At 69.2% G+C, this 25,470-nt stretch carries 6 protein-coding genes, 1 tRNA gene and 2 pseudogenes; 2 read left to right on the top strand and 7 right to left on the bottom strand.

Annotation, left to right across the window (positions count from 1 at the left end):
• Positions 1-127: pseudogene (locus HV824_RS05320) on the bottom strand (DUF933 domain-containing protein); the annotation flags it as partial.
• A gap of 35 nt (positions 128-162) precedes the next feature.
• Positions 163-3,870: pseudogene (locus HV824_RS05315) on the bottom strand (type I polyketide synthase); the annotation flags it as partial.
• Positions 3,871-4,060: 190 nt separating this feature from the next.
• Between HV824_RS05315 and HV824_RS05310 the strand changes: the two are divergent.
• Both HV824_RS05310 and HV824_RS05305 read left to right on the top strand, forming a co-directional pair.
• Positions 4,061-8,650 (top strand): type I polyketide synthase, encoded by a 4,590-nt coding sequence (locus HV824_RS05310; protein ID WP_176422813.1) that lies wholly within the window; start codon positions 4,061-4,063, stop codon positions 8,648-8,650.
• Positions 8,651-8,710: 60 nt separating this feature from the next.
• Positions 8,711-22,414, top strand: coding sequence for a non-ribosomal peptide synthetase (locus tag HV824_RS05305; RefSeq protein ID WP_176422812.1), 13,704 nt, complete (start codon positions 8,711-8,713; stop codon positions 22,412-22,414).
• A gap of 246 nt (positions 22,415-22,660) precedes the next feature.
• Here the strand turns inward: HV824_RS05305 and HV824_RS05300 are convergent, their stop codons facing one another.
• The 5 genes from HV824_RS05300 to HV824_RS05280 all read right to left on the bottom strand — a co-directional run bounded on the left by HV824_RS05300 (position 22,661) and on the right by HV824_RS05280 (position 25,440).
• Entirely contained in the window at positions 22,661-22,918 is a 258-nt protein-coding gene (locus HV824_RS05300) for a hypothetical protein (protein WP_176422811.1), read from the bottom strand.
• The gene (locus HV824_RS05295; RefSeq protein ID WP_176422810.1) at positions 22,915-23,169 is read right to left on the bottom strand and encodes a hypothetical protein; all 255 of its coding nucleotides are present in this window, start codon (positions 23,167-23,169) and stop codon (positions 22,915-22,917) included. The genes HV824_RS05300 and HV824_RS05295 overlap by 4 nt, the downstream gene beginning before the upstream one ends.
• Positions 23,170-23,680: 511 nt before the next feature.
• Positions 23,681-24,613 (bottom strand): restriction endonuclease, encoded by a 933-nt coding sequence (locus HV824_RS05290; RefSeq protein WP_176422809.1) that lies wholly within the window; start codon positions 24,611-24,613, stop codon positions 23,681-23,683.
• A 272-nt stretch (positions 24,614-24,885) separates the two neighbouring features.
• Positions 24,886-24,962, bottom strand: a tRNA-Pro gene (locus HV824_RS05285).
• An 88-nt stretch (positions 24,963-25,050) separates the two neighbouring features.
• Positions 25,051-25,440, bottom strand: coding sequence for an integration host factor subunit alpha (locus HV824_RS05280; RefSeq protein WP_002639669.1), 390 nt, complete (start codon positions 25,438-25,440; stop codon positions 25,051-25,053).
• Between the last annotated feature and the right edge of the window lie 30 nt (positions 25,441-25,470).

The raw sequence follows: 25,470 nt of genomic DNA, 5'->3' as shown, positions 1-25,470 counted from the left end.
AGTCGGAGTGGATGACGCCAGCGGCCTGCGGGGCCTTGTAGCCCTCGTGGATGGTCCACGCGCGGCACTCCTGCTCGCCCACGGTGAAGTACGTCCACAGGCCCAGCAGCTTGTAGCCGGCGCGCACGTCTCCGGCTCCATGGCGCCCAGCAACGCCACCGCGCCGTCGCCCGCGAGCCCCGCCGCGTGGATGACCCCATCCAGCGCGCCGAAGCGGGCCTCCACCTCCGCCAGCACCGCGCGCAACTGCGCCTCATCCGCCACGTCCGCGCGCGCCACCAGCACCTCCGCGCCGGCGGCCTCCAGCGCCCGCACCGCGCGTTGACGGCGGCCGTCCGCGTCCTGCTCCGCGCCAGAGCGCCCCACCAGGACCAGCCGCGCCTGCTTCGTGCGCGCCAGGGAGTCCGCCATCCGCAGGCCCACGCCTCCCAGCCCGCCCGTGATGAGATAGACGCCGCGCTGCTTGAGGGGCCAGGACACCGGCGTGTCCGCTTCGATGCGCAGCGGCTCGTACGCCTGCACCTGCCGGTGTGGGCCACGCCAGGCCACCACCGGCTCCGAGGCGTCCGACGTCACCTCCCGCACCAAGGCGTCCACCGACGGCGCGCGGACGTCCACGTAGCGGCACGCCAGGGTGTCCAGCTCTTGCGGAATCACCTTGCACAGCGCCGGCAGCGTGGCGCGCTCCGGAGCCACCGCATCTGCGCTCTCCACCTCCAGCGCTTCGCGCCCCACCACCGTCAACTCCACCAGCCCGGGCAGCTCCGCTCCAGACAGGGCTTGCGCCAGCCGCAGCACGCCCAGGAAGCCGCGCGCCTGGGCCTCGTCGAAGTCCGGCCCGGACCCATCAAGGCTCCAGAGGTACACCACGCGCTCCACGTTGAAGTCCCCAGCCTTCAACACGCTCAGCAACCGGGCGTGGTCCTCACGCGCTCGCCCATCCACGGTGAACTCGCGCTCCGACACCTGACGAAAACCGGGGCCGGGCGTCACGCGGACGACGCCGTGGCCCAGGCGCTCCAGCCGCTCCGCCAGGGCCGCCCCCAGGCCCCCCGCGTCCTGGTAGACCATCCATCCGCGCGGCGTCACCGGCCCCGCCTTGGGCAGCAACGGCGCGCGCTGCCACGACGGCAGATAGAACCAGCCGGCCACGTCCGCGCTCTTGCGCGCGAGCCCCTTGCGACGCGAGGAGGACGCCTCCGGCGCCAGCCAGTACTCCTGCCCCTCGAAGGGATAGGTCGGGAGCGGCACGCGCAGCCGCCGGGCGCCGCCGTGCACCGCGCGCCAGTCCACCTCCACGCCCGCCGCCCAGAGCCGGCCGACGGTGGTGGAGAGGAACGCGTCATCCGGCACCGGGTCCTGAGGGTGACGCAGCGAGGAGAGCACCGAGGGCGCTTTGGGCCCGTTGAGCTGCAGGCGCGCCAGCGTCCCCAGCGTGCGGCCCGGACCAACCTCCAGGTAGACGCGGCCAGGCTGCGTGGCCAGCGTGCGGATGCCGTCCCCAAAGCGCACCGTCTGCCGCAGGTGCCGCGTCCAGTACGCCGGGTCCACCGCCTCCTCGGGCGTCATCCACGTGCCCGTGACGTTGGAGACAAGGGGCAGCGTGGGGGCACTGCGCGTCAGGGTCCCCACGAAGGACTGGAAGCGCGCGAGGATGGGCTCCACCAGGTGCGAGTGCGCCGCCACATCGATGGGGATGTGACGGAACTCCACCTCGCGGTTCGTCAGCTCCGCGGCCAACGCCTCCACGGCCTCCACCGTTCCAGCCACCGCGCATTGGGCGGGCCCGTTCATCGCGGCGATGGACAGCGAGTCCCCCAGCAACGGACGAAGCTCCGCTTCGGGCAACGGGACGCTGAGCATGCCGCCGCCTGGCAGCTCCTCGAAGAGCTGGCCGCGCAGCACCACCAGCGCCAGGGCGTCCTCCAGCGAGAAGATGCCCGCGAGGCAGGCCGCGGCGTACTCGCCCAGGCTGTGGCCGATGAGCGCCTCCGGCTTCACGCCCCAGGATTGCCACAACCGCGCCAGCGCATATTCCACGGTGAAGAGCGCGGGCAGCGCCAGCGAGGTGCGCTTGAGGCGCTGCACGGCCTCCGCGGCCTTCGTCGCGTCCGGGTACATGACTGGCCGCAGGTCGAACCCCAGCCGTGGCATCAGGAGCTCGCAGCAGCGGTCCACGGCCTCGCGGAACACCTGCTCGGAGGCGTAGAGGCCACGGCCCATGTCCGGGTACTGCGCGCCACCGCCGGGGAACATGAACACGGCCGACGGCGTGCCGTTGCCCGGGGCCAGGGTGAAGATGCGCTGCGGGTCCCTGGACTCCAGCGCCGCCACGGCGCTTGCCCGATCTTCACAGACCACCACCCGGCGGAGCTCCATGGGCTTGCGCCCCACCTCGAGCGTCCAGGCCACGTCCGCGAGCTGCTGCTCCGGGTGGGCCTTGAGGTGCGCCAGCAGCGCGGCCGTCTGGGACTCCAGCGCCGAGGGCGTCTTCGCGGACAGGACCAGGAGCTGCCACGGGCGCGCCGCGTCCCCCGCGAGCGTGACGGGCGCTTCCTCCAGGATGACGTGCGCGTTGGTGCCACCAATTCCAAACGAGCTCACCCCCGCGCGCCGAGGTGTCTCCCCTTCCGGCCACGGCTTGAGCGTGGCGTTGACGTAGAAGGGGCTGCTCGCGAAGTCGATGCGCGGGTTGGGCTGCTCGTAGTGGAGGCTGGGCGGAAGCTCGCCATGCTCCAAGGCGAGCACCGTCTTCAGCAGGCCGGTGACTCCCGCCGCCGCGTCCAGGTGACCCACGTTGGTCTTCACCGAGCCCAGCCCACAGAAGCCGCGCTTGTCCGTCCCCGCGCGGAAGGCCTCCGAGAGGGCTTGCACCTCCACCGGGTCTCCCAGCGGCGTGGCGGTGCCATGCGCCTCCACGTAGGAGATGGACTCCGGGGACACCTCCGCCACGGCCTGGGCGCGAGCGATGACCTCCGCCTGTCCCTCGACGCCGGGGGCGGTGAAGCCCACCTTCAGCGCGCCATCGTTGTTGATGGCCGACCCGCGAATGACAGCGTGGATGGTGTCACCGTCGTTGAGCGCGTCCTCCAGGCGCTTGAGCACCACCACGCCCGCGCCGCTGCCGAAGAGCGTGCCCTGCCCCCTGGCGTCGAACGCGCGGCAGTGCCCGTCCGGCGAGGAGATGCCGCCGTCCTGATAGTGGTAGCCCGCGCGCTGGGGCATGTGCACGGACACGCCGCCCGCGAGCGCCACGTCGCACTGGTAGCCCAGCAGTGCTTGACAGGCGAGGTGCGTGGCCACCAGCGACGTGGAGCACCCCGTCTGCACGGTGAGGGCGGGCCCCTTGAGATTGAAGTGGTAGGCCACGCGGGTGGCGAGGAAGTCTTTGTCGTTGCCCACCATGGCCGGGAACGTGTCCTCGGCCTGCTGGAACTCCGCCCGCGAGAGCAGGTTGAACAAAAGGTAGCTGCTCAGGCTGGAGCCCGCGAAGACGCCAGTGGAAACTTCCAGCCTGCCTGGGGCGTAGCCCGCCTGCTCCAGCGCCGACCAGGCACACTCCAGGAAGATGCGATGCTGCGGGTCCAGCAGCTCCGCCTCGCGCGGCGCGTACCCGAACAGCGCCGCGTCGAAGCGGCCCGGCCGCTCCAGGACGGGCGCGGCCCGTACGAAGTGGGGATTGGCGAGCCAGCCGGGCTCCACGCCCAAGGCCTTCATCGCCTCACTGGTAAAGAACGTAATGGCTTCCCTGCCCTCACGCAGCAGGCGCCAGAAGGCTTGCACGTCTTCGGCGCCGGGCACGCGGGCGGCCATGCCGACAATGGCGACCGCGAGGCTCGCGTCCCCCTCATACCGGGTGTGACGACCCATGATTGTCTACCCCTGCCTGGTACCCGTATGGCATTGCCTGCCGTGGCAACCTCAGCCGTATCCCAGCGATAGCAGCTTATCTCAGTTACCTTGTAAAAGTTATTTTGTGCTTCTTATAAGTTTTGCCAGATGAAGCGACTTTCACTTTTAAAGCTGCTTTACTGTCAGCACTTTGGCGACTCACGAAATCATGGCTGGCGACACCCGCTGGAACGGGCTGGAGATTGCAATCATCGGGATGGCGTGCCGCCTTCCCGGGGCCTGTAACGCCGAGGCGTACTGGCGGAACCTTCGGGACGGCGTCGAGTCCATCACCTTCCTCCAGGAGTCGGAGCTGGAGCCCTCCGTCATGGAGGACCCGGCGCTGCGCAAGTCACCGCAGTACGTGCGCGCGGCGGCCCCCATCGAGGGCGCGGACCTGTTCGACGCGGCCTTCTTCGGCATCACGCCCAAGGAAGCCGAGGTGATGGATCCGCAGCAGCGCGTCTTCCTGGAGTGCGCCTGGGCGGCGTTGGAAGACGCGGGCTACGACCCCGAGCGCTACCGGGAGCACATTGGCGTCTACGCGGGTGCCCGCACCAACACATACATCTTCAACCTCTTCTCCAACCCGGCCGCGCTGGGGATGCTCGGCGCGTTCGAGGTGGGGCTCGGCAACGACCTGGCCTTCCTCAGCACGCGGGTGGCCCACCGGCTCAACCTGAAGGGCCCGGCCTATTCGCTGCACACCGCCTGCTCCACCTCGCTGGTGGCGGTGCACCTGGCCTCCCAGGCGCTCCTGGCGGGCGAATGCCGCATGGCCCTGGCGGGCGGTGTGGCCATCCAGTCGCCCCAACGCACCGGCTACCTGTATCAATTTGGTGGTGTTGCATCTCCAGACGGACGCTGCCGCGCCTTTGATGCGCAGGCGCAGGGCACCCTCTTCGGCAACGGCGCGGGGCTGGTGGTGCTCAAGCGCCTGGAGGACGCGCTCAACGACGGTGACACCGTTCACGCCGTCATCCGCGGGTCGGCCATCAACAACGACGGCGCGCAGAAGGCCAGCTTCAACGCGCCCAGCGTCCAGGGCCAGTCACGCGTCATCCGCGACGCGCTGCTGACCGCGGAGGTGGACGCGCGGAGCATCAGCTATGTGGAGGCCCATGGCACGGGGACGCAGTTGGGAGACCCCATCGAGGTGCGCGCGCTCACCCGCGCCTTCAGGACGAGCACGAAGGACACGGGCTTCTGCGCGCTCGGCTCGGTGAAGCCCAACATCGGGCACCTGGATGCCGCGTCCGGCATCGCCAGCCTCATCAAGACGGTGCTCGCGCTGAAGCACCGGAAGCTGCCGCCCACGCTGCACTTCCAGGCGCCCAACCCGCAGATTGACTTCGCCGCCAGTCCCTTCTTCGTCAACGCGACCCTGCGGGACTGGGCGCCGGGCCCCTCCCCGCGCCGAGCCGGCGTCAGCGCCTTCGGCATTGGTGGCACCAACGCGCACCTCATCCTGGAGGAGGCCCCCGCCGTGGCCCCCACCGCGGATGCCCGTCCCTGGTACGTGCTGCCGCTGTCGGCGAAGACACAGAGCGCCCTGGATGCCGCGACGGAGGCGCTGGCCACCCACCTGGAGCAGCACCCGGAGCTGGCGCTGAAGGACGTGGCCTACACGCTGCAAGTGGGGAGGCAGGCCTTCCAGCACCGCCGCGTCGCCGTGGTGAAGGACCGGGAGCACGCCCTCCGCGTGCTGCGCGGCGAAGAGCCAGAGCGGCTGGCCACGCTGAAGCAGGAGTCGCGAGGCCGCCCCGTGGCGTTCCTCTTTCCAGGGGGCGGCACCCACCACCTGGGCATGGGCGCGGGCCTGTACCGCACGGAGCCCGTCTTCCGAGAGGCCGCCGACGAGGTCGCCAGCGTCCTGCACCGGCACCTGGGCGTGGACCTGCGCACGGTGCTCTATCAGGAGCCCCTTCAGGAGGTGCCGGGGCTCTCCCGCAACACGCTCGCGCTGCCCGCCATCTTCCTGACCGAGTACGCCCTGGCGCGGCTGTGGCGCTCATGCGGCGTGGAGCCGGAGCAGATGCTGGGCCACAGCCTGGGCGAGTACGCGGCGGCGTGCCTCGCCGGGGTGCTGTCGGTGGAGGACGCGGCGACGCTGGTGGCGCTTCGTGGCCAGCTCATGGATGAGCTGCCCGCCGGGTCCATGCTGAGCATCAGCCTCCCCGAGGCGGAGGTGGTGCCGCTGCTGGGCCAGGAGCTGGACCTCGCGGCGGTGAACGCGCCCGCGCAGTGCGTGGTCTCCGGCCCGCTGGCGGCGGTGAAGCGACTGATGACGGAGCTGACGGCGCGGGGCGTGGAGCACCGCCAGTTGCACGTGGAGGCGGCGGCGCACTCGCGGATGCTGGAGCGCATCCTGCCGCGCTTCCACGAGCGCGTGTCCCGCCTGACGCTCCGCCCGCCCGAGCGACCCTACATCTCCAGCCGCACCGGCCGGCCCGTCACGGGAGACGAGGTGACGCGGCCACAGTACTGGGTGGACCACCTGCGCCACGCGGTGCGCTTCCGGGACGGCATGCAGGCGCTGCTGGAGGACCCGTCGCGGGTGCTGCTGGAGGTGGGCCCCGCGCAGTCGCTGACCGCCGTGGCGCGGCTCCAGGGCGAGCCCGCCGGCGCGCGCACCATCGTCCCCTCCGCCCGACACCCCAAGGACGATCAACCGGACGAGGCCGTGTTCCTGAGCGCGCTGGGACGGCTGTGGCTCGCGGGCGTGGAGGTGGACTGGAGCGGCGTGCACGGAACGGAGACGGTCCGGCGAGTCTCCCTTCCCACGTACCCCTTCGAGGGGCAGCGGTACTGGGTCGCGCCGATGGACCGGTCCGCCGCGCTGCTGGCCTCACAGGCCGCGGGCACCCGCAAGCTGGCCGACGTCGCGGACTGGTTCCACCTGCCCTCGTGGCGGCGCACGCCTCCGGCCACGCTGGCGCCCTCCGCGCTCGCCCAACCTCGGTGCTGGGTGGTGTTCACCGACGGAGGCCCGCTGGCCTCCCGGCTCGTCTCGCGGCTGGAAGAGGCGGAACAGCACGTCGTCACCGTTTCCGCGGGCGCCGCGTTCTCCCGTGACGGCGAGCGGCGCTTCACCGTGGCACCGGGCGCACCTGGAGACTACGTCGCGCTGCTGAGCGCGCTGGCGGACACGACACCCCGCCCCGAGATATTCGTCCACCTGTGGAGCCTCACGCCGCGGGACGAGCGCGAGTCCGTGCTCACGCGCTTCCAGGCCGCGCAGGCGGTGGGCTACTCCAGCGTGGTCCACCTGGGACAAGCGCTTGCCGGACTGAAGGATGCGCGCCCCCTGCGGTTGGAGGTCATCTCCAACCACCTGCTCGACCCCGACGGCCGTGCGGAGGCCCTGCCGGAGAAGGCGCCCCTGTTGGGCCCCTGCCAGGTGCTGGCGCAGCAACAGGTGCACATCACCGCGCGCGGCATCGATGTGCTCCTCCCTGGCGCAGAGGGCGCTCCGGCGCTGGCCGAGCAGCTCGTCGCCGAGATTGCCACGGAGGCACGAGACTTCCGGGTGGCCTTGCGCGGTTCACGCCGCTGGGTCCAGGAGCTGTCGCCCGTCCGGCTGACGGAGACGGCTGCCCCCGCGCGACCGCTGCGTGAGCGCGGCGTGTACCTCATCACCGGCGGCCTGGGCCGCGTGGGCCTACTGCTGGCCGGCCATCTGGCGCGCACGAAGCAGGCGCGGCTGGCGCTGGTGGGCCGCACGCCGCTGCCTCCGCGCCGCCTCTGGGACGACTGGATTTCCACCCAGGGCGAGGACGACGACGCCAGCCTGCTCATCCAGCGCGTGCGTGAGTTGGAGTCACATGGCGCCGAGGTGCTCGTCCTGAGCGCCGACGTGTCCAAGCCGCGCTGGATGCGGGAAGTCCTGGCCGAGGTGGACCAGTGCTTCGGCGCGCTCCACGGGGTGCTGCACTGCGCGGACCTCCCTCCGCGCTCCACGACGAACCCGGACACGGAGGCCCGCTTCCGCGCCAAGGTGCGCGGCACCTACGTGCTGGAGGACGTCCTGCGCGGCCGGGCGCTGGACTTCGTGATGCTGTTCTCCGCGTCGGCCGCCGTGCTGTCTCCGTTCGACGACACGCCTTCGACGGCGGCCAACCTCTTCGTGGACGCGTTCGCGGCCCACCGCAGCCGGGACTCGGGAACCCCCTGGATGAGCGTGGCGTGGGATCCGTGGCCGCGCGCGGCTGGCGCTGACGACGCGGGAGCGCCAGAGCTCGCGCCGTATGCGATGACCGAGGCCGAGGCCACCGAGGCCTTCCAGCGCGTCGTCACGGGCGGCCTGGATGGTCCGGTGGTGGTGGCCACGGGCGACGTGTCACGTCGGCTGACCGCGTGGCTCCAGCGCGCCGTCACTCCGTCCAAGGTCACCACTCGCAAGGCCCGCACCGGAGACGAGGAGCCCCCCGCCAACGAGCTGGAGCGCCTCATCGCGGGCCTGTGGCAGGAGGTGCTGGGCGTCGAGCAGGTGGCGCGGCACGACCACTTCTTCGAGCTGGGCGGGCACTCGTTGCTCGCCACGCAGGTCGTCGGGCGGCTGCGCTCACGGTTGCAGTTGGACCTGAATCTGGCGCTGCTCTTCACGTCGCCAACCGTGGCGGGTCTGGCGAAGGCGATCGCCGACCTCCAGGCGCGGCAACAGGAATCCCTCTATCGCGAGCTGCTCGACCGGGTCACCCGCGTCTCCGAGCAGGAGCTCGCCGAAGAGCTTCGACGCCGCGGCGTAAAGGCCGCGTGAACGGACGCTCCAGCCCCCGCTGGAGCACCCGGTCCCCCTCTCTTTTGGATATCGATTTCGATGACTGACCTCACTCGGGCTCTCGAGCAGCTCTCTCCCGCGCAGCGCGCCCTCCTCGACCTGCTCGTCCAGGAGCAGCAGTCGGCGCGGCCTCACGCGACGGCGCCCGTCCTGGTCCGGCGCGAAGGCAACGAGCCCGCGCCGGCATCCTTCCCTCAGCAGCGCCTGTGGGTCCTGCATGAGCTGGATCCCAGCAGCATGGCTGCCTACAACGTCCACGTGAGCGTGGAGTTCTTCGGGCGGCTGGACCGGGCCCTGCTCACGCGCTGTGTGAACGAGGTCGTGCGCCGTCACGAAGCCCTGCGCACGACGCTGCGGAGCCACGGCGGAGACCCCGTGCAGGTGGTCGCGCCCTCGCTGGAGCTCACCCTTCCCGAGGAGGACCTGTCGACGTTGTCCCTGGAGGCCCAGGGCGACGAGGTCCGCCGCCGCATCATCGCCGAGGCCAACTTCGAGTTCGACCTCTCCGCCGGGCCCCTGTTGCGGGTCGGCATCCTGCGGCTCGACGCGCAGCACGCCCTGGTGCTGTTGACGCTGCACCACTCCGTGACGGACCAGTGGTCGCTGGGCGTGTTCCTTCAGGAGTTGATGGCGCTCTACAAGGCCTTCGAGGAGGGCCTGCCTTCGCCCCTGCCGGAGCTGGAGCTCCAGTACCCGGACTATGCGCGGTGGCAGCGCGAGCAGCTCGAGACGCGGGAGCTCGCCGGCCAGCTCGACTACTGGCGGCGGCAGCTCACGCCGCAGCCTCCCGCGCTGGGGGTGCCATCGGACCATCCCCGCCCGGCGCTGAAGACGTATCGCGGCGGATGGCACCACTTCCGGCTCGAGCCAGAGCTGGCGCGGAAGCTCAAGCAACTGGCGCAGAAGGAAGGCGCGACGCTGTTCATGGTCCTGATGGCGGCCTACCAGGCGCTGCTGCACCGCTACAGTGGCCAGCAGGACTTCGCGGTGGGCTCACCGGTCGCCAACCGCCGGGCGCCCGAGCTCGAACCGCTCATCGGCTTCTTCGTCAACATGCTGGTGATGCGCGCGGATGCGGCGGGAGACCCGACCTTCCGCGCGTTCCTGCACCGGGTGCGGCAGGTCTGCCTGGAGGCCTACTCGCACCAGGACGTGCCCTTCGACAAGTTGGTGGAGGAGCTGCAACCGCCTCGCGACCCCAGCCGCAACCCGTTCTTCGAGGCCGTCTTCGTCCTCCAGAACGTGCCGCAGCCAGCCTTGCGGATTCCGGGCCTGCTCGCGCGCTACGTGGAGCTGGACCTGGGCGCGTCCCAGTTCGACCTGCTGATGGAGCTGCGCGAGGACCGGCCGGACCGGTTCATCGGCCGCATCGAGTACTGCGCGGACCTGTTCGACGCGAAGACTGTTGAACGGATGGAGCGCCACTACGTGCGGCTGCTGGAGAGCGTCGTGGAGAACGCCGACCAGCGCCTCTCCGAGCTGCCGCTGCTACGCACCGAGGAGCGCCAGCAACTCCTGGCCGACGGCAGCGCGACGTCCGCCGAGTTCCCGCGAGACACGCCGATTCACGCGCTCTTCTCCGAGCAGGCGGCCCGCACGCCGGACGCAGTGGCGCTCATCAAGGGTGAGAATGTCGTCACCTACGCGGAGCTGGAGCGCCGCGCGAATCAACTGGCGCATCACCTGCGAGCATCCGGCGTCTCCCGAGGCACCCGCGTGGGCCTGTGCCTGGAGCGCTCACCGGACCTGGTGGTGGGCCTGCTCGCCGTTCTCAAGGCGGGCGGCGCCTACGTGCCCATCGACCACCACTACCCCGCTGAGCGCATCTCCTTGCTGCTTCAGGAGGCCGGTGTTGGCGTGCTCGTCACGACGAAGTCACTGGCCGAGGGGCTCCCTGCATCCAACAGCAAGCGCGTCTGCGTGGACACGGACGCGGACCTCATCGCCGCCCTGCCACATGACGCGCCTCCCTCCGTGGCCATGGGCGGAGATGACCTCGCCTACGTCATGTTCACCTCCGGCAGCACCGGCCGGCCCAAGGGTGTCTGCGTTCCCCACCGCGCCGTCGCTCGCCTCGTCCTCGCCAATCCCTTCATCCACTTCGGCCCCGACGAAGTCTTCCTCCAGCTCGCACCCGTCGCCTTCGACGCCTCCACCCTGGAGCTCTGGGGCGCCCTGCTTCACGGCGCTCGCCTCGTCCTCGCTCCGCCCCACTCGCCCTCCCTTGACGAGCTCGCCGCGCTCCTGACTCAACACCGCGTCTCCACCCTCTGGCTCACCGCCGCCCTCTTCGAGCAGATGGTGCTTCACCAGGGCACCGCCTTGGCCGCTGTCCGGCAGCTCCTCGCTGGCGGGGACGTCCTGCCTCCGCTTCGCGTCCGCCAGCACCTGGAGCGCATTCCCCACGGCGCCGTCCTCGTCAACGGCTACGGCCCCACCGAGAACACCACCTTCTCCGCCACACACTCCCTCCGCGCGGGCCAGTCCTTCGGCACCTCCGTCCCCATCGGCAGGCCCCTGGCGCACTCCTCCGCCTTCGTCCTCGACTCGCGCATGGAGCCCGTCCCCGTCGGCGTCCCTGGCGAGCTCTTCGTCGGGGGGGACGGCCTCGCCTGGGGCTACCTCCACCGCCAGGAGCTGACAGCCGAGAAGTTCCTCCCCCACCCCTTCTCGGAAACGCCCGGCGCTCGCCTCTACCGCACGGGGGACCTCGTCCGCTGGCGGGCCGACGGCTCGCTGGAGTTCCTCGGCCGCTCCGACTTCCAGGTGAAGGTGCGCGGCTTCCGCATCGAGCTGGGCGAAATCGAAGCTGTCCTCCTGCAGGCCCCGGGCATCCAGGAGGCGGTCGTCCTCGCTCGGGAAGACGCTCCTGGCGACAAGCGCCTCGTGGCGTACTTCGTGCCCACAGCCGCGGCGCGTTCGGAAGAACAGACCGCGAACGCCGTGGGCGCCATCCGCACGTTCCTCAAGACGCGGCTGCCCGAGTACATGCTGCCCGCGGTGTTCATGCCGCTGGACGTCCTGCCGCTGTCGCCCAACGGCAAGGTGGACCGCAGGGCGCTGCCCGCCCCCGACGCGGACGTGGCCCGGACAGGGACGCCCTTCGAAGCGCCCCGAAACGCCTCTGAGCAGACCCTGGCCGACATCTGGGCCGAGGTCCTGGGCCTCCGTCAGGTCGGCATTGACGACAGCTTCTTCGAGCTGGGCGGCGACTCGATCCGCAGCATCCAGGTCATCGCGAAGCTGCGCGAACAGGGCCTGGAGCTGCCCACGCTGGAGCTGCTCCAGCGCCCGACGATTCGCGAGCTCGCGGGCGTCATCAAGGCCACGAGTGAGTCCCCGGCGAGCCAGGTCGCGCCGTTCAGCCTCGTGTCCGAGGCCGACCGTCAGCGACTGCCCGAGGACGTGGAGGACGCCTACCCGCTGGCCGCGCTCCAGTCAGGCATGCTGTTCGAGAGCGCGCTGGATGCCTCGGCCGGCATCTACCACGACATGTTCAGCTTCCATGTGGAGATGGCGCTGAACGAACCGCTGTTGCAGCAAGCCTTTCGGGAGCTGTTCGCGCGTCACGCCATCCTGCGCACGTCGTTCCACCTGGACGGCTACGAAGAGCCCCTGCAGCTCGTCCACCGGGAAGTTGAACCGCCGCTGAAGTTCGAAGACCTCCGGCACCTGGAGACCGCCCAGCAAACAGCCTGCATGCAGGCGTGGGCGGAGAAGGAACGCGTCCAGCCCTTCACCTGGAACCAGGCACCGCTGATGCGGCTCCGCGTGCATCGCCGGTCGGAGACCACCGTCCAACTGACCATCGTCTTCCACCACGCCATCCTCGATGGCTGGAGCGCCGCGACCCTTCTCTCGGAGCTCTTCGGCCGCTATCTCGAGTTGCTGGAGGGGACTGACGCCCCCGTCGCGCCGTCCCCGGCCGCCACCTACCGGCAGTTCGTGGCGCTGGAGCGCGCAGCCCAGCAGTCCGCGGAGAGCGAGCGCTTCTGGCTGAGGCGCATGGACGGCGTGGACCCAGCGAGTCCGCGCCCGCCCCGCTCCCGGGACGAAGAGCGCGTGCTGCACACCCACGACGTGCGCATCCCTGTTCCGCTTCAGCAGGCCTTGCTCCGCGTGGCTCACGAAGCGGGCGTCTCCCTCAAGACGGTGCTGCTGGCCGTGCACCTGCGCGTCCGCGGCTTTGTCGAAGGCAGCACGTCCGTCGTCACCGGCATCGTCACCAACGGCCGTCCGGAGGTCGTCGACGGTGAGCGGATGATTGGCCTGTTCCTCAACAGCGTGCCTTTCCCGGTGACGCTGCCTGGAGGCACCTGGCTGGAGCTCATCCAGCGAGTCGCGAAGCATGAGCAGGAGCTGATGCCGCACCGCCGCTACCCCATGGCGCGGCTCCAGCAGCAGCGCGGCGGTCAGCCGCTGTTCAACACGCTCTTCAACTTCATCCACTTCCACGTCGCGGGAGGGCTTTCCCAACAGAAGGGCCTGCGCTTCGTGGACGAGATGCTGGGCGCCGCCTGGATGGAGCTCCCCCTGGGCGTCACCTTCACCCAGGACCCCGACACCTCGTCGCTATCGGTCTCCATCGCCACCACTGGCAACCGGCACGAAGCGGAGCGGTCGCGGGAGCTGGGGCACTACTACCTGCGCGCCTTGGAGGCCGTGGCCGCGGAGCCGCATGGCCGCTACGAGCAGGCTACGCTGCTGCCACCGGCCGACCGCGACACCCTGCTGGAAACATGGAATGACACGCGCCGGGAGGTCGCCTGGGAGGGCTGCCTGCATGAGCGGTTCGAGGACCGCGCGGCGCATTCTCCCGATGCGCTCGCAGTGCTGGACGATGAGCGCTCGCTCACCTACGCCGACGTCAACCGCCGCGCCAACCAGCTCGCCTGGACGCTGCGCGCTCGCGGCGTGGGGCCCGAGGTTCGCGTGGGCCTGTGCCTGGAGCGCTCGGTCGATGTGGTCGTTGGTGTCCTCGCCATCCTCAAGGCGGGTGGCGCCTACGTCCCCATGGATCCGGCCTATCCCGCCCATCGCCTGGCCTACATGATGAGCGACTCGCAGGTCGGCTGCGTGCTCACTCAGCAGCGAGTCGCGGACAAGCTCACCGGGCACAAGGCGGAGGTCCTCTGCGTGGACGACGCAGCGCTCGTGAGCGGTTCGCGGGACGCGTCCAACCCACCGCGACGCAGCGAGCCCCAGCACCTCGCCTACGTCATCTACACCTCGGGGAGCACCGGGATGCCCAAGGGCGTCATGGTGCAGCACGCCTCGGTGATGAACCTGCGCGCGGCGCTGGCAACCACCGCCTATGCAGGGGTGGACAAGCCCCTCCGCGTCAGCCTCAACGCATCCCTGTCCTTCGACGCCTCCGTACAGCAGTTGGTGCAGCTCGCGGACGGACATGCGCTGTGCGTGATGTCACAAGAAACGCGCGAGGACACCCACCTGATGTTGGCGTGGTTGGAGCGGCATGGCGTGAACGTGCTGGACTGCGCTCCCTCGCAACTGCGGCTGCTTCTGGACGAGGGCCTGGCCGCACACCGCCCGTTGCGCGTACTGGCTGGCGGCGAGGCATTGGACGAAGCGCTCTGGGCCCGACTCTCCGCCCATCCTCACCTCGAGTGCTTCAACGTCTACGGCCCCACGGAGTGCACCGTGGACTCCACGCTGAGTCCCGTGCGCGGAGCGTCCCTGCCTCCATCGCTGGGCGGTCCGTTGGCGAACGCGCGGACCTACGTGCTGGACGCGTACCTGCAGCCTGTGCCGGTAGGCGTTCCAGGCGAGCTCTACATCGGTGGAGCGGGCCTGGCGCGTGGATACCTGAGTCGTCCCGAGCTCACCGCTGAACGGTTCATTCCCAATCCGTTCAGCGCCGTCCCCGGCACCCGCCTCTATCGGACAGGAGACCGGGCGCGCTGGCTCCCCCAAGGCGAGCTTGAGTTCCTGGGTCGCATTGACTTCCAGGTGAAGGTGCGCGGCTTCCGCATCGAATTGGGAGAGCTTGAGTCCGCGCTGCGCCAACACCCCGCGGTTCGCGACACCGTGGTCCTGGTGCGCGAAGACACGCCAGGGCTGCAACGCCTGGTGGCCTACGTGGTCGCGGACGCGGAGGGGGCCGCCGTCGTGGACGCCGGGACGCTCCGCCCGTACCTCCGCGAGCGGCTGCCCGAGCACATGGTGCCCTCGGCCTTCGTCACACTGGCGGCCCTGCCACTCACCCCCAATGGCAAGCTGGACCGCGGGGCCCTGCCGGCACCGGAAGCGCCTCGGCACGCCGCCGCGCGACCGCTCAGCACGGACACGGAGCGTCGTATCGCCGCCCACTGGGCCACGCTGCTGCATGTCGAGACGGTCAACGCCGAGGATGACTTCTTCGCGCTCGGTGGCCATTCGCTCCTGGCCACCCAATTGGTGACGCGGCTGCGCCAGGACTTCGACGTCGACCTGCCGCTGCGGGCCCTCTTCGAGCAGAGCACGGTGGCGGCGCTGGCCGCGCGTCTGGACTCCGAGCGGGCCCGCGGCGCCGCGGGGGCCCTGCCGCCCCTCCGGGCCGCGTCACGCGACCGGCCACTGCCTCAGTCCTTTGTCCAACAGCGGCTGTGGGTGATGGAGCAACTGACACCCGACACCGCGACGTACAACAACCCGGCGGCGGTGGCCATCGACGGAGCGCTCGACGTCCGCGCGATGGAGCAGACCCTGCTGAGGGTGGTGCAGCGGCACGAGGCGCTGCGCACGACGTTCCGGAACGAGGGGGACCTGCCGGTCCAGGTCGTCCATCCGCTCACGGCCCTGGAGTTGCCCACCACGGACCTCTCCACCCTGCCCGACAGTGAGCGCGATGCCCGGGCGCGCCAGCTCGCGACCGAGGAGGCCCACCTCCCGTTCAACCTGGTGCTCGGCCCGCTCTTCCGATCCCGCTTGCTGCGGCTGGCTTCGGACAGGCACGTCCTGCTGGTGACGATGCACCACATCGTGTCCGACGGCTGGTCCGTGGGTGTCCTGGTGCGCGAGGTGGCGGAGGGCTACGAAGCCGCCCTCCAGGGCCGAGAGGCACAGCTCCCTCCGCTTCCGGTGCAGTACGCCGACTATGCCCTCTGGCAGCGCGAGTGGATGCAGGGGCCCGTGCTGGAGTCACGGCTGAGCTACTGGCGTGAGCAGCTCGCCGGAGCCCCCGCTGCGCTGGAGCTGCCCACCGACAGGCCGCGCCCGGCGGTGCAGACCTACCGGGGAGCGCTCCTCCCGGTGAACATGCCGACGGCGCTCTCCGAAGCGGTGACAGCGCTGGCGCGCCGCCAGGAGGCCACGCCCTTCATGGTGCTGCTGGCCACCTGGCAGTTGCTGCTCTCGCGCTACTCCGGCCAGCAGGACGTCTGCGTCGGTTCGCCCATCGCCGGCCGCACCCGGCCTGAGCTGGAAGGGCTCATCGGCTTCTTCGTCAACACGCTGGTCTTCCGTGCCCGCCTGTCGCCAGAGCTCACCTTCCAAGAGCTGTTGGCGCAGGTGAAGGCGGCGACGCTGGGTGCCTCCGAGCACCAGGACGTACCGTTCGAGAAGCTGGTCGAGGTGTTGCAACCCGCGAGAGACCCGAGCCGCTCGCCGCTCTTCCAGGTCACCTTCACCCTGCAGAACACGCCACCCGTGCGCCTGGAGCTCCCCGGGCTGTCGCTGCACGTGCTGGAGACGGAGCTGGAGACCGTCAAGTTCGACCTGAGCCTCCTGCTGGAAGAGACGCCGGAGGGGCTCTCCGGCGCGCTGAACTACAACACCGACCTGTTCGAGGCCTCCACGGCCGAGCGCATGATGGGGCACTTCCGCACGCTGCTGGAGGCCGTCGTCGCGGATGAGCACCAGCGCCTGGCTGGGTTGCCCCTGCTGCGCGCCGAGGAGCGTCAGCAACTCCTGGTCGCCTGGAACGCGACGTCCGCCGAGTTCCCGCGAGACACGCCGATTCACGCGCACTTCTCGGAGCAGGTGGCTCGCACGCCGGACGCAGTGGCGCTCGTCATGGGTGAGCGCGTCGTCACCTACGCGGAGCTGGAGCGCCGCGCGAATCAGCTCGCGCACCATCTGCGCGCATACGGCGTCTCCCGAGGCACCCGCGTGGGCCTGTGCCTGGAGCGCTCGCCGGACCTGGTGGTGGGCCTTCTCGCCATCCTCAAGGCCGGCGGCGCCTACGTGCCCATCGACCACCACTACCCTGCTGAGCGCGTCTCGTTGTTGCTTCAGGAGGCCGGCGTCAGCGTCTTCGTGACGCAGGAGTCGCTCGCGGATGAGCTGCCCAGCTCGGGTGGCCTGATGGTCTGCGTGGACACGGACGCGGACCTCATCGCCGCCCTGCCACATGACGCGCCTCCCTCCGTGACCGTGGGCGGAGATGACCTCGCCTACGTCATGTTCACCTCCGGCAGCACCGGCCGGCCCAAGGGCGTCTGCGTTCCTCACCGCGCCGTCGCTCGCCTCGTCCTCGCCAATCCCTTCATCCACTTCGGCCCCGACGAAGTCTTCCTCCAGCTCGCACCCGTCGCCTTCGACGCCTCCACCCTGGAGCTCTGGGGCGCCCTGCTTCACGGCGCTCGCCTCGTCCTCGCCCCGCCCCACTCGCCCTCCCTTGACGAGCTCGCCGCGCTCCTGACTCAACACCGCGTCTCCACCCTCTGGCTCACCGCCGCCCTCTTCGAGCAGATGGTGCTTCACCAGGGCACCGCCTTGGCCACTGTCCGGCAGGTCCTCGCTGGCGGGGACGTCTTGCCTCCGCTTCGCGTCCGTCAGCACCTGGAGCGCATTCCCCACGGCGCCGTCCTCGTCAACGGCTACGGCCCCACCGAAAACACCACCTTCTCCGCCACACACTCCCTCCGCGCGGGCCAGTCCTTCGGCACCTCCGTCCCCATCGGCAGGCCCCTGGCGCACTCCTCCGCCTTCGTCCTCGACTCGCGCATGGAGCCCGTCCCCGTCGGCGTCCCTGGCGAGCTCTTCGTCGGGGGGGACGGCCTCGCCTGGGGCTACCTCCACCGCCCGGAGCTGACGGCCGAGAAGTTCCTCCCCCACCCCTTCTCGGAAACGCCCGGCGCTCGCCTCTACCGCACGGGGGACCTCGTCCGCTGGCGGGCCGACGGCTCGCTGGAGTTCCTCGGCCGCTCTGACTTCCAGGTGAAGGTGCGCGGCTTCCGCATCGAGCTGGGCGAAATCGAGTCTGTCCTCCTGCAGGCTCCGGGTGTCCAGGAGGCGGTCGTCCTCGCTCGGGAGGACGCTCCTGGCGACAAGCGCCTCGTGGCCTACGTGGTGGGCGAAGACGGGGTGGACTCGGTGGATCCTCGAGCCCTGCGCGACCACGTCCTGCGCAAGCTGCCCGAGTACCTGGTCCCCGCCCTCTTCGTCCCGATGGAGACCCTCCCGCTGTCGGCCAACGGCAAGGTGGACCGCAAGGCCCTGCCCGCGCCCGACGCGGACCGAGTGCGGCCAGGAGCATCCTTCGAGGCTCCCCGAGATGAATCAGAGCAGGCCATCGCCGACATCTGGGCCGAGGTCCTGGGCCTTCGCCAGGTCGGCATCGACGACAGCTTCTTCGAGCTGGGTGGAGACTCCATTCGCAGCATCCAGGTCATCGCGAAGCTGCGCGAGCGGGGCCTGGAGTTGCCCATCCTGGAGCTGCTCCAGCATCCCACCATCCGCCAGCTCTCCGGTGCGGTGAAGCACACCGGAGGGGCCGCCTCCGCTCATGACGTGGCGCCCTTCGGCCTCGTGTCCGAAGCGGAGCGAAAGCGGCTGCCGGAAGATGTGGAGGATGCCTACCCACTGGCGGCGCTCCAGTCGGGAATGCTCTTCGAGAGCGCGCTGGATGCCTCGGCTGGCATCTACCACGACATGTTCAGCTTCCACCTGGAGCTGGCGCTGCATGAGCCGCTGCTGCGTCAGGCGTTTCAGGAGCTGATTGCGCGTCACGCCATCCTGCGCACCTCTTTCCACCTGGACGGCTACGAGGAGCCCCTCCAACTCGTCCACCGGCACGTCGCGCCGCCGCTGCGCATCGAGGACCTCCGTCACCTGGAGCCCTCCGAACAGGAGTCCTTCCTGCGCGAGTGGGTGGAAGCCGAGCGCCTCAAGCCCTTCGAGTGGACCCAGGCGCCCTTGCTCCGCGTCGCCGTGCATCGCCGCACGGGACGCAGCGTTCAGCTGACCATCCTCTTCCACCACGCCATCCTCGATGGCTGGAGCGCCGCGACCCTGTTCTCGGAGCTCTTCGGCCGCTACCTCGAGTTGCTGGAGGGGACCGACGCCCCCGCCGCGCCGTCCCCGGCCGCCACCTACCGGCAGTTCGTGGCGCTGGAGCGCGAAGCCCAGCAGTCCGCGGAGAGTGAGCGCTTCTGGGCCAGCCGCATGGACGGCGTGGACGCCGCGAGTCACAGCCCGAGCCGGACCAGGGACGACGAACGCGTGCTGCACAACCACGACGTGCGTATCCCCGCCCCGCTCCAGCAGGCCTTGCTCCGCGTGGCCCACGAGGCGGGCGTCTCCCTCAAGACGGTGTTGCTGGCTGTGCACCTGCGCGTCCGCGGCTTCGTCGAAGGCAGCACCTCCGTCGTCACCGGCATCGTCACCAACGGCCGTCCGGAGGTCATCGACGGTGAGCGGATGATTGGCCTGTTCCTCAACAGCGTCCCCTTCCCGGTGACGCTGCACGGGGGCACGTGGCTGGAGCTCATCCAGCAGGTCGCGAAGCATGAGCAGGAGTTGATGCCGCACCGCCGCTACCCCATGGCGCGGCTCCAGCAGCAGCGCGGCGGTCAGCCGCTGTTCGACACCCTCTTCAACTTCATCCACTTCCACGTCGCGGGAGGGCTTTCCCAACAGAAGGGGCTGCGCTTCTTGGGCGAAATGCTGGGCGCCGCCTGGATGGAGCTGCCCCTGGGCGTCACCTTCACCCAGGACCCCGACACGTCGTCGCTGTCGATCTCCATCTCCACAACGGGCACTCGGCACGAAGCGGAGCGGACGCGGGAACTGGGGCACTACTACCTGCGCGCCTTGGAGGCCGTGGCCGCGGAGCCTCATGGCCGCTACGAGCAGGCGGCGCTGCTTCCAGCGACTGAACGCAACACGTTGCTGGAAACTTGGAATGACACGCGCCGGGAGGTCGACTGGGAGGGCTGCCTGCATGAGCGGTTCGAGGACCGTGTGGCCCTCACCCCCGAAGCACTCGCCGTCCTCGATGATGAGCGCTCGCTGACGTATGCGGAGCTCAATCGCCGCGCCAACCGGCTCGCCTGGACGCTGTGCGCTCGCGGCGTGGTCCCAGAGGCTCGCGTGGGCCTGTGCATGGAGCGCTCGGTCGACATGGTCGTCGCCATCCTCGCCATCCTCAAGGCGGGTGGCGCCTACGTCCCCATGGACCCGGCCTATCCTGACCGGCGCTTGGCGTACATGGTGAGCGACTCGAAGGTCGGCTGGGTGCTCACGCAGCAGCGGGTCGCGGACAAGCTCGCCGGGCACACAGTGGAGGTCCTCTGCGTGGAGGACTCCGCTTCCACGAACGAGCCGCGGCCAGAGTCCAATCCACCGCGGCTCAGCGGGCCCCAGCACCTCGCCTACGTCATCTACACCTCGGGGAGCACCGGGATGCCCAAGGGCGTCATGGTGCAGCACGCCTCCGTGATGAACCTGCGCGCGGCGCTGGCGGCCACTGCCTACGCAGGGGTGGACAAGCCCCTCCGCGTCAGCCTCAACGCATCCCTGTCTTTCGACGCCTCCGTGCAGCAGTTGGTGCAGCTCGCGGACGGACATGCGCTGTGCGTGGTTCCACAGGCCGCTCGTGAGGATGCGGGTGCCATGCTGGCGTGGATCGAGCGGAATGACGTTGACGTGCTGGACTGCGCACCGTCGCTGCTGCGTCTGCTGCTGGACGAGGGCCTCGCGGCACACCGGCCTTTGCGAGTGCTGGCCGGAGGAGAAGCCCTGGACAAGGCGCTCTGGCTCCGGCTGTCCGCCCATCCTCACCTCGAGTGCTTCAACGTCTACGGCCCCACCGAGTGCACCGTGGATTCGACGGTGCGCGCGGTGCGTGGAGCTCCGCTGCCTCCGACCCTGGGCGGCCCGCTGGGGAACGTGCGGACGTACGTGCTGGATGCAAATCTTCAACCAGCCCCCGTGGGCGTGCCTGGGGAGCTCTACATCGGTGGAGCCGGCCTGGCGCGTGGCTACCTGGACCGGCCGGAGCTCACCGCCGAGCGCTTCATCCCCGACCCGTTCAGCACGGCGCCGGGTACACGCCTCTACCGGACCGGAGACCGGGCGCGCTGGCTGCCACAGGGCGAGCTGGAGTTCCTGGGCCGCGTCGACTTCCAGGTGAAGGTGCGCGGCTTCCGCATCGAGCTGGGAGAAATCGAAGCCGCGCTGCGCCTGCTCCCTGCGGTTCGGGACACCGTCGTGCAAGTCCGAGAGGACGTACCGGGCTTCCAGCGACTGGTGGCCTACGTCGTGCCCGACGCGTCACGCCCAGAGGACCAGCCCGAGCTGGACACCGAGGTGCTGCGAGGCCTCCTGAAAGAGCGGCTGCCCGAGTACATGGTGCCCTCGGCCATCGTCATGCTGGAGGCCCTTCCGCTGAACACGAGCGGCAAGGTGGACCGGAGGGCCTTGCCCGTACCGGAGGAGACGTCGACTCAGCGGGTGGCGTACATCGCACCGCGCGATACTCACGAGCTGGAGTTGGCCCGCATTTTTGAGGAACTGCTCGGGGTCACGCCGATCGGCGCGAGGAGCGACTTCTTCGAGCTCGGTGGCCATTCGCTGCTCGCGGTGCGGCTGATGTCCATGTTGCGCGCGCGCACGGGCCGAGCGCTGCCAGTGACGGCGCTCTTCCAGGCGCCGACCGTCGAAGGGCTGGCCGCCTTCCTGCGGCGCGAGCCCGCTCCATGGACGCCGCTCGTTCCCATTCAACGCAGTGGCTCGCGAGCGCCCTTCTTCTGCGTCCACCCCGTCGGAGGAACGGTGTTCTGCTACACCGAGCTTGCCCGGAGGCTCGGCCCCGAGCAGCCCTTCTACGGCCTGCAGGCCCAGGGGCTCGACGGGACATTGTCGCCGAACACGTCCATTGAAGCGATGGCGGCCAGCTACGTGGACGCCATCCGCACCGTTCAGCCACAGGGCCCGTACCGGTTGGGAGGCTGGTCGCTCGGAGCCGTGATTGCCTTTGAAATGGCCCGAATGCTCCAGACGCGCGGCGAGACGGTGGACGTCCTCGCCCTGATTGAGCCCAGCTCCACCTCGCTGGCCCGTGGCGTAGCGACCGACGACGACTTGGCCGCGGCGACGATGTTCGCGCTGGACCTGGCGCGCACGGCCGGAATCGCTCCGACGACGACTTCGGAGGCTCCCGTGGGTGACGCGAAGACCCTGCTGGAGCGAGTGCTTCAGGAGGGCCGCGAGGCGGGTGTCCTCATCCCAGGCGCGGACACGGAGCAACTCCACGCGCTGCTTCGTGTCTTCACCGCCAACGCCCGTGCGCTTCAAAAACACACGCTGGGCTCCTACGCGGGCCCGCTCGCGGTGCTCCGTGGCAGCCACACGGAGTTGGAGCCCGCGGAGCCAGCGGACCGAGGCTGGAGCCACTACGCCCCCCGAGTGGAGGTGCGTGAAGTGCCGGGAGACCACTACAGCGTCCTGCGCACACCAGGGGTCGCTGCGCTCGCGAGTGCACTAGCCGAAGTCCTGGGGCATCCCTCTCTGTCAACGTGAGACAGACCGCACCAGCAGATGGGTACGCAGGGTGACCCAGACAGGACGATGAACCCAGTGGAGGAAGAAGTACGAGGCAGGCGGACCGAGGTGTTGGGCACAGCCGCCAAGCGACAAAGAAAATGCTGGAGGGATCACGTAATTGAAGCTCAAGCCCTTGGGGGATACCTCAGGACAGAGGGGACGCCCACGCCGCGCGCCCTCTCTGGGTGTCTTCATCCGAACCGTTCGTGCGTCAGCGTCGGCTCAGTTGCTCAAGACGCGGAAGGACATGTCGTAGGGCGAGTCGGGGCTGTAGCCGAGCCAGTACTGGACTCCGTCCGCGTAGACGTTGCCACACATGGAGAAGGCGCCGGAGTACGTGGAGAGGCACACCAGCTTCAGGGTGTACGCGCGTCCCGGTAGCAGCGTGATGCCCTGGCCCGCGAAGGAGAAGGTGTACCAGGTGGCCGGCGTACCCGCCGTCTGCGATGCCATGCTGACGGTGGTGGATGAAGCAATCACCGCACCGCCCGTGCCCTCGCTGTCGTGCAGGCCACACGGTACGACGTGGTGTAGTACAGATTCGGCTTGACCCAGATGTCGACGGAGTCGAGCGCCGTGCTCGCGGACAGTTTGAAGCTCTGGCCAATCGCGTTGTTGATGGCGACGTTGGTGTTGCACCCCGCCGTGTCGACCTCAATGAGCTTTTCGAAGGCCTGGGCCTGTCCGGCCACCACCACGAGCGCGCCCACCATGAGCCCTTGGCAGAGCATACCGAGGCGACAGAGGACGGACCTCGGGCTTGTGGCCCGTGCGACGAATGGCACGACCACGGCGTTCTGCAACTTCACATGCGTTGTCATTACATCTCCTCGTGGAGGACCCTCGGCCCCGTGCGCGTCCCGCTCCACCTGCGCTCAGGTTCCTCGACTCCGCCACTTCGTCCCGTGCCCCCTCACATGGTTCACGGGGAGGCCCCCAAGGCCTCGGCGGAGGGGATCAGCAATGAATATTCCACTTACCGGGAGTCCGACTTTTCCGACGGCCCCGGGGCAAACCGAGCGAAAGTCCTGGTCCATTTGCGTTCAGGCGTGACGCTGCCGAGTCCGAATGACACACACTCTCCGTTGCCCTGGGGGCTCCTATGTCTCTGGGTATGTCTTGAATTGGTGCGGGCTGACCCGGGTGGCCTGACTTTAATCCCAGAGCGAGGTCACGTCAGGCCTATTGATGTAGCGGAAGAGGCGATACGCCACCTTTGAGCATGCCCCGGAACATGCACATTCATTCCCCTTCGAAATAGTCGGTATCGACCTTCGGAAGCCGCAGAGACTCCGAGGTCACCCCGACCCCGTGCTCGATCATCAGTTCGGCCAGTCGGGCCCCGTCAATGAGAACGACGCTCCCTCGCGCCTGGCGCGCTGCTTCACGCGCCGGCCCCGAGATGGTCCCAGACGTAATGAGCACGCCCTTGTCCGCGCCCTGGAGATGGAGCGCGCCCATGAACCCCTGGATCTCCGGCGCCCCCACCTGCCCTTTCCACTTCTTCGCCTGAACATAGACCTTCTGGAATCCGAGCCGGTCGAGCGAGACGATTCCATCGACTCCCCCGTCACCAGACCGCCCGGTCCGAACCAACGCCTCGCGGCTCAAGCCGTACCCCAGTGCGTAGAGCACATCGAGAACAAGCGATTCGAACTCCGCTGGCGTCTGCCTGCCAATCTGCACGAGGAGGTCTCTCGCGACACTCGCGCGAATCTGGGCCAACGCATCTTCGATCTGCTCGCGAGGACTCTGCGTTTCCGCCCTCCCCCCGTCGGTGGCCTCCTCGCGGGAGGAATGCGATGTTCCGGTCGCGCCGGAGAGAGACTGGATGGAGACGTCCCTGGCCTCGCTTCCGATTCGTTCTACCTCGGCCTCTGGAACCTTCCCGCCATAGGCTTCCAGCAACTTCCGACCGGCGTCAGTGATTATCCACGCCCCCCGCACAGGCGCGCTCGAAAGCCCCGCCCGTTTCAATGCGTCATGCGCCCAGCCGATGCGGTTTTGGAAGACAGGCTGTAGTCCACTTGGAAGCAGCGCGGTCCGCTCCACTTCCGAGAGTGAGAGGCGGTTCGCGAGTTCCTCATACACAATCCGTGTACGGACCGGCGCTCGCTGCGTGCCCAGATACTGGAGAAGTGGACCGATGAACTGAACGTAGCTGGGGAGTAACATGAATCAGCATCCTCTGGCGGCATCACCTCGACGAGACGTCCGCTCGCCCGAACACCCCGCCACGATGTCACACCAAGCGTCCGCGATGACCGTCCCTGAGCCTGGCGACGCAGAGGGGCTGGAGTATCCCGAGGAAGGGTCTCAACCCGTTCGCCGTCGGGCCTGCGGTTTCGAGCTCCACCCAGGCCTTGATTGTCGCTGGAACCCGCAAGTCCCAAAAAAACAAAGGCCCTGGAATCCTCAGCTTTCGCCAAGAACTCCAGGGCCTTCGATGGTCGGGGCGACAGGATTTGAACCTGCGACCACTTGCACCCCAAGCAAGTGCGCTACCAGGCTGCGCTACGCCCCGGCACTGTTGCTGCCGTGAAAGGGTGCGCCCTTATGCCCCCACATGACGCTCAGGTCAAGCAAGAGCAGCAGGGCGCCGTCGGAAAAACTCACCCTTCCATGTCCTCCATTCCCTCTTCGTCGAAGTCCTCGCCACGGGCCTCGGCCGCGTCGGCGGCGGCCTCCTCGCGGGCGTCGATCTCCGCGTGATCCTCGGGCGGCGCCTCGCCGTTCAGGGCGCTCTTCAGCACCTGGCTCGGCCGGAAGGTCAGCACCCGGCGCGCCGAGATCTCGATCTCCTTGCCCGTCTGCGGGTTGCGGCCCACGCGCGCCTTCTTCTGGCGCACCTGGAAGTTGCCGAACCCGGAGATCTTGATCTTGTCCCCGCGCTCCAAGGTCTCCTTGAGCGTGTCGAACACGAGCTCCACGATTTCGGCCGACTCCTTCTTCGAGAAGCCGACCTTTTCGTAGACACCCTCGATGATGTCCGCCTTCGTCATGCGAATCCTCGGGAAGCCCTCGGGGCTGAA

Origin of the sequence: Myxococcus sp. AM009 (assembly GCF_013372605.1) — a bacterium.
GTDB classification, from domain to species: Bacteria; Myxococcota; Myxococcia; order Myxococcales; family Myxococcaceae; genus Myxococcus; species Myxococcus vastator.
The sequence above is the reverse complement of the archived record's forward strand: the minus strand, read 5'-3'. Positions and strand labels throughout refer to the sequence as shown.

Bases quoted from the DNA above. Each gene is read 5' to 3' on its own strand.
- HV824_RS05310 (WP_176422813.1), top strand. From the start codon at position 4,061: ATGGCTGGCGACACCCGCTGGAACGGGCTGGAGATTGCAATCATCGGG.
- HV824_RS05305 (WP_176422812.1), top strand. From the start codon at position 8,711: ATGACTGACCTCACTCGGGCTCTCGAGCAGCTCTCTCCCGCGCAGCGC.
- HV824_RS05295 (WP_176422810.1), bottom strand. From the start codon at position 23,169: ATGCTCTGCCAAGGGCTCATGGTGGGCGCGCTCGTGGTGGTGGCCGGA.
- HV824_RS05290 (WP_176422809.1), bottom strand. From the start codon at position 24,613: ATGTTACTCCCCAGCTACGTTCAGTTCATCGGTCCACTTCTCCAGTAT.
- HV824_RS05280 (WP_002639669.1), bottom strand. From the start codon at position 25,440: ATGACGAAGGCGGACATCATCGAGGGTGTCTACGAAAAGGTCGGCTTC.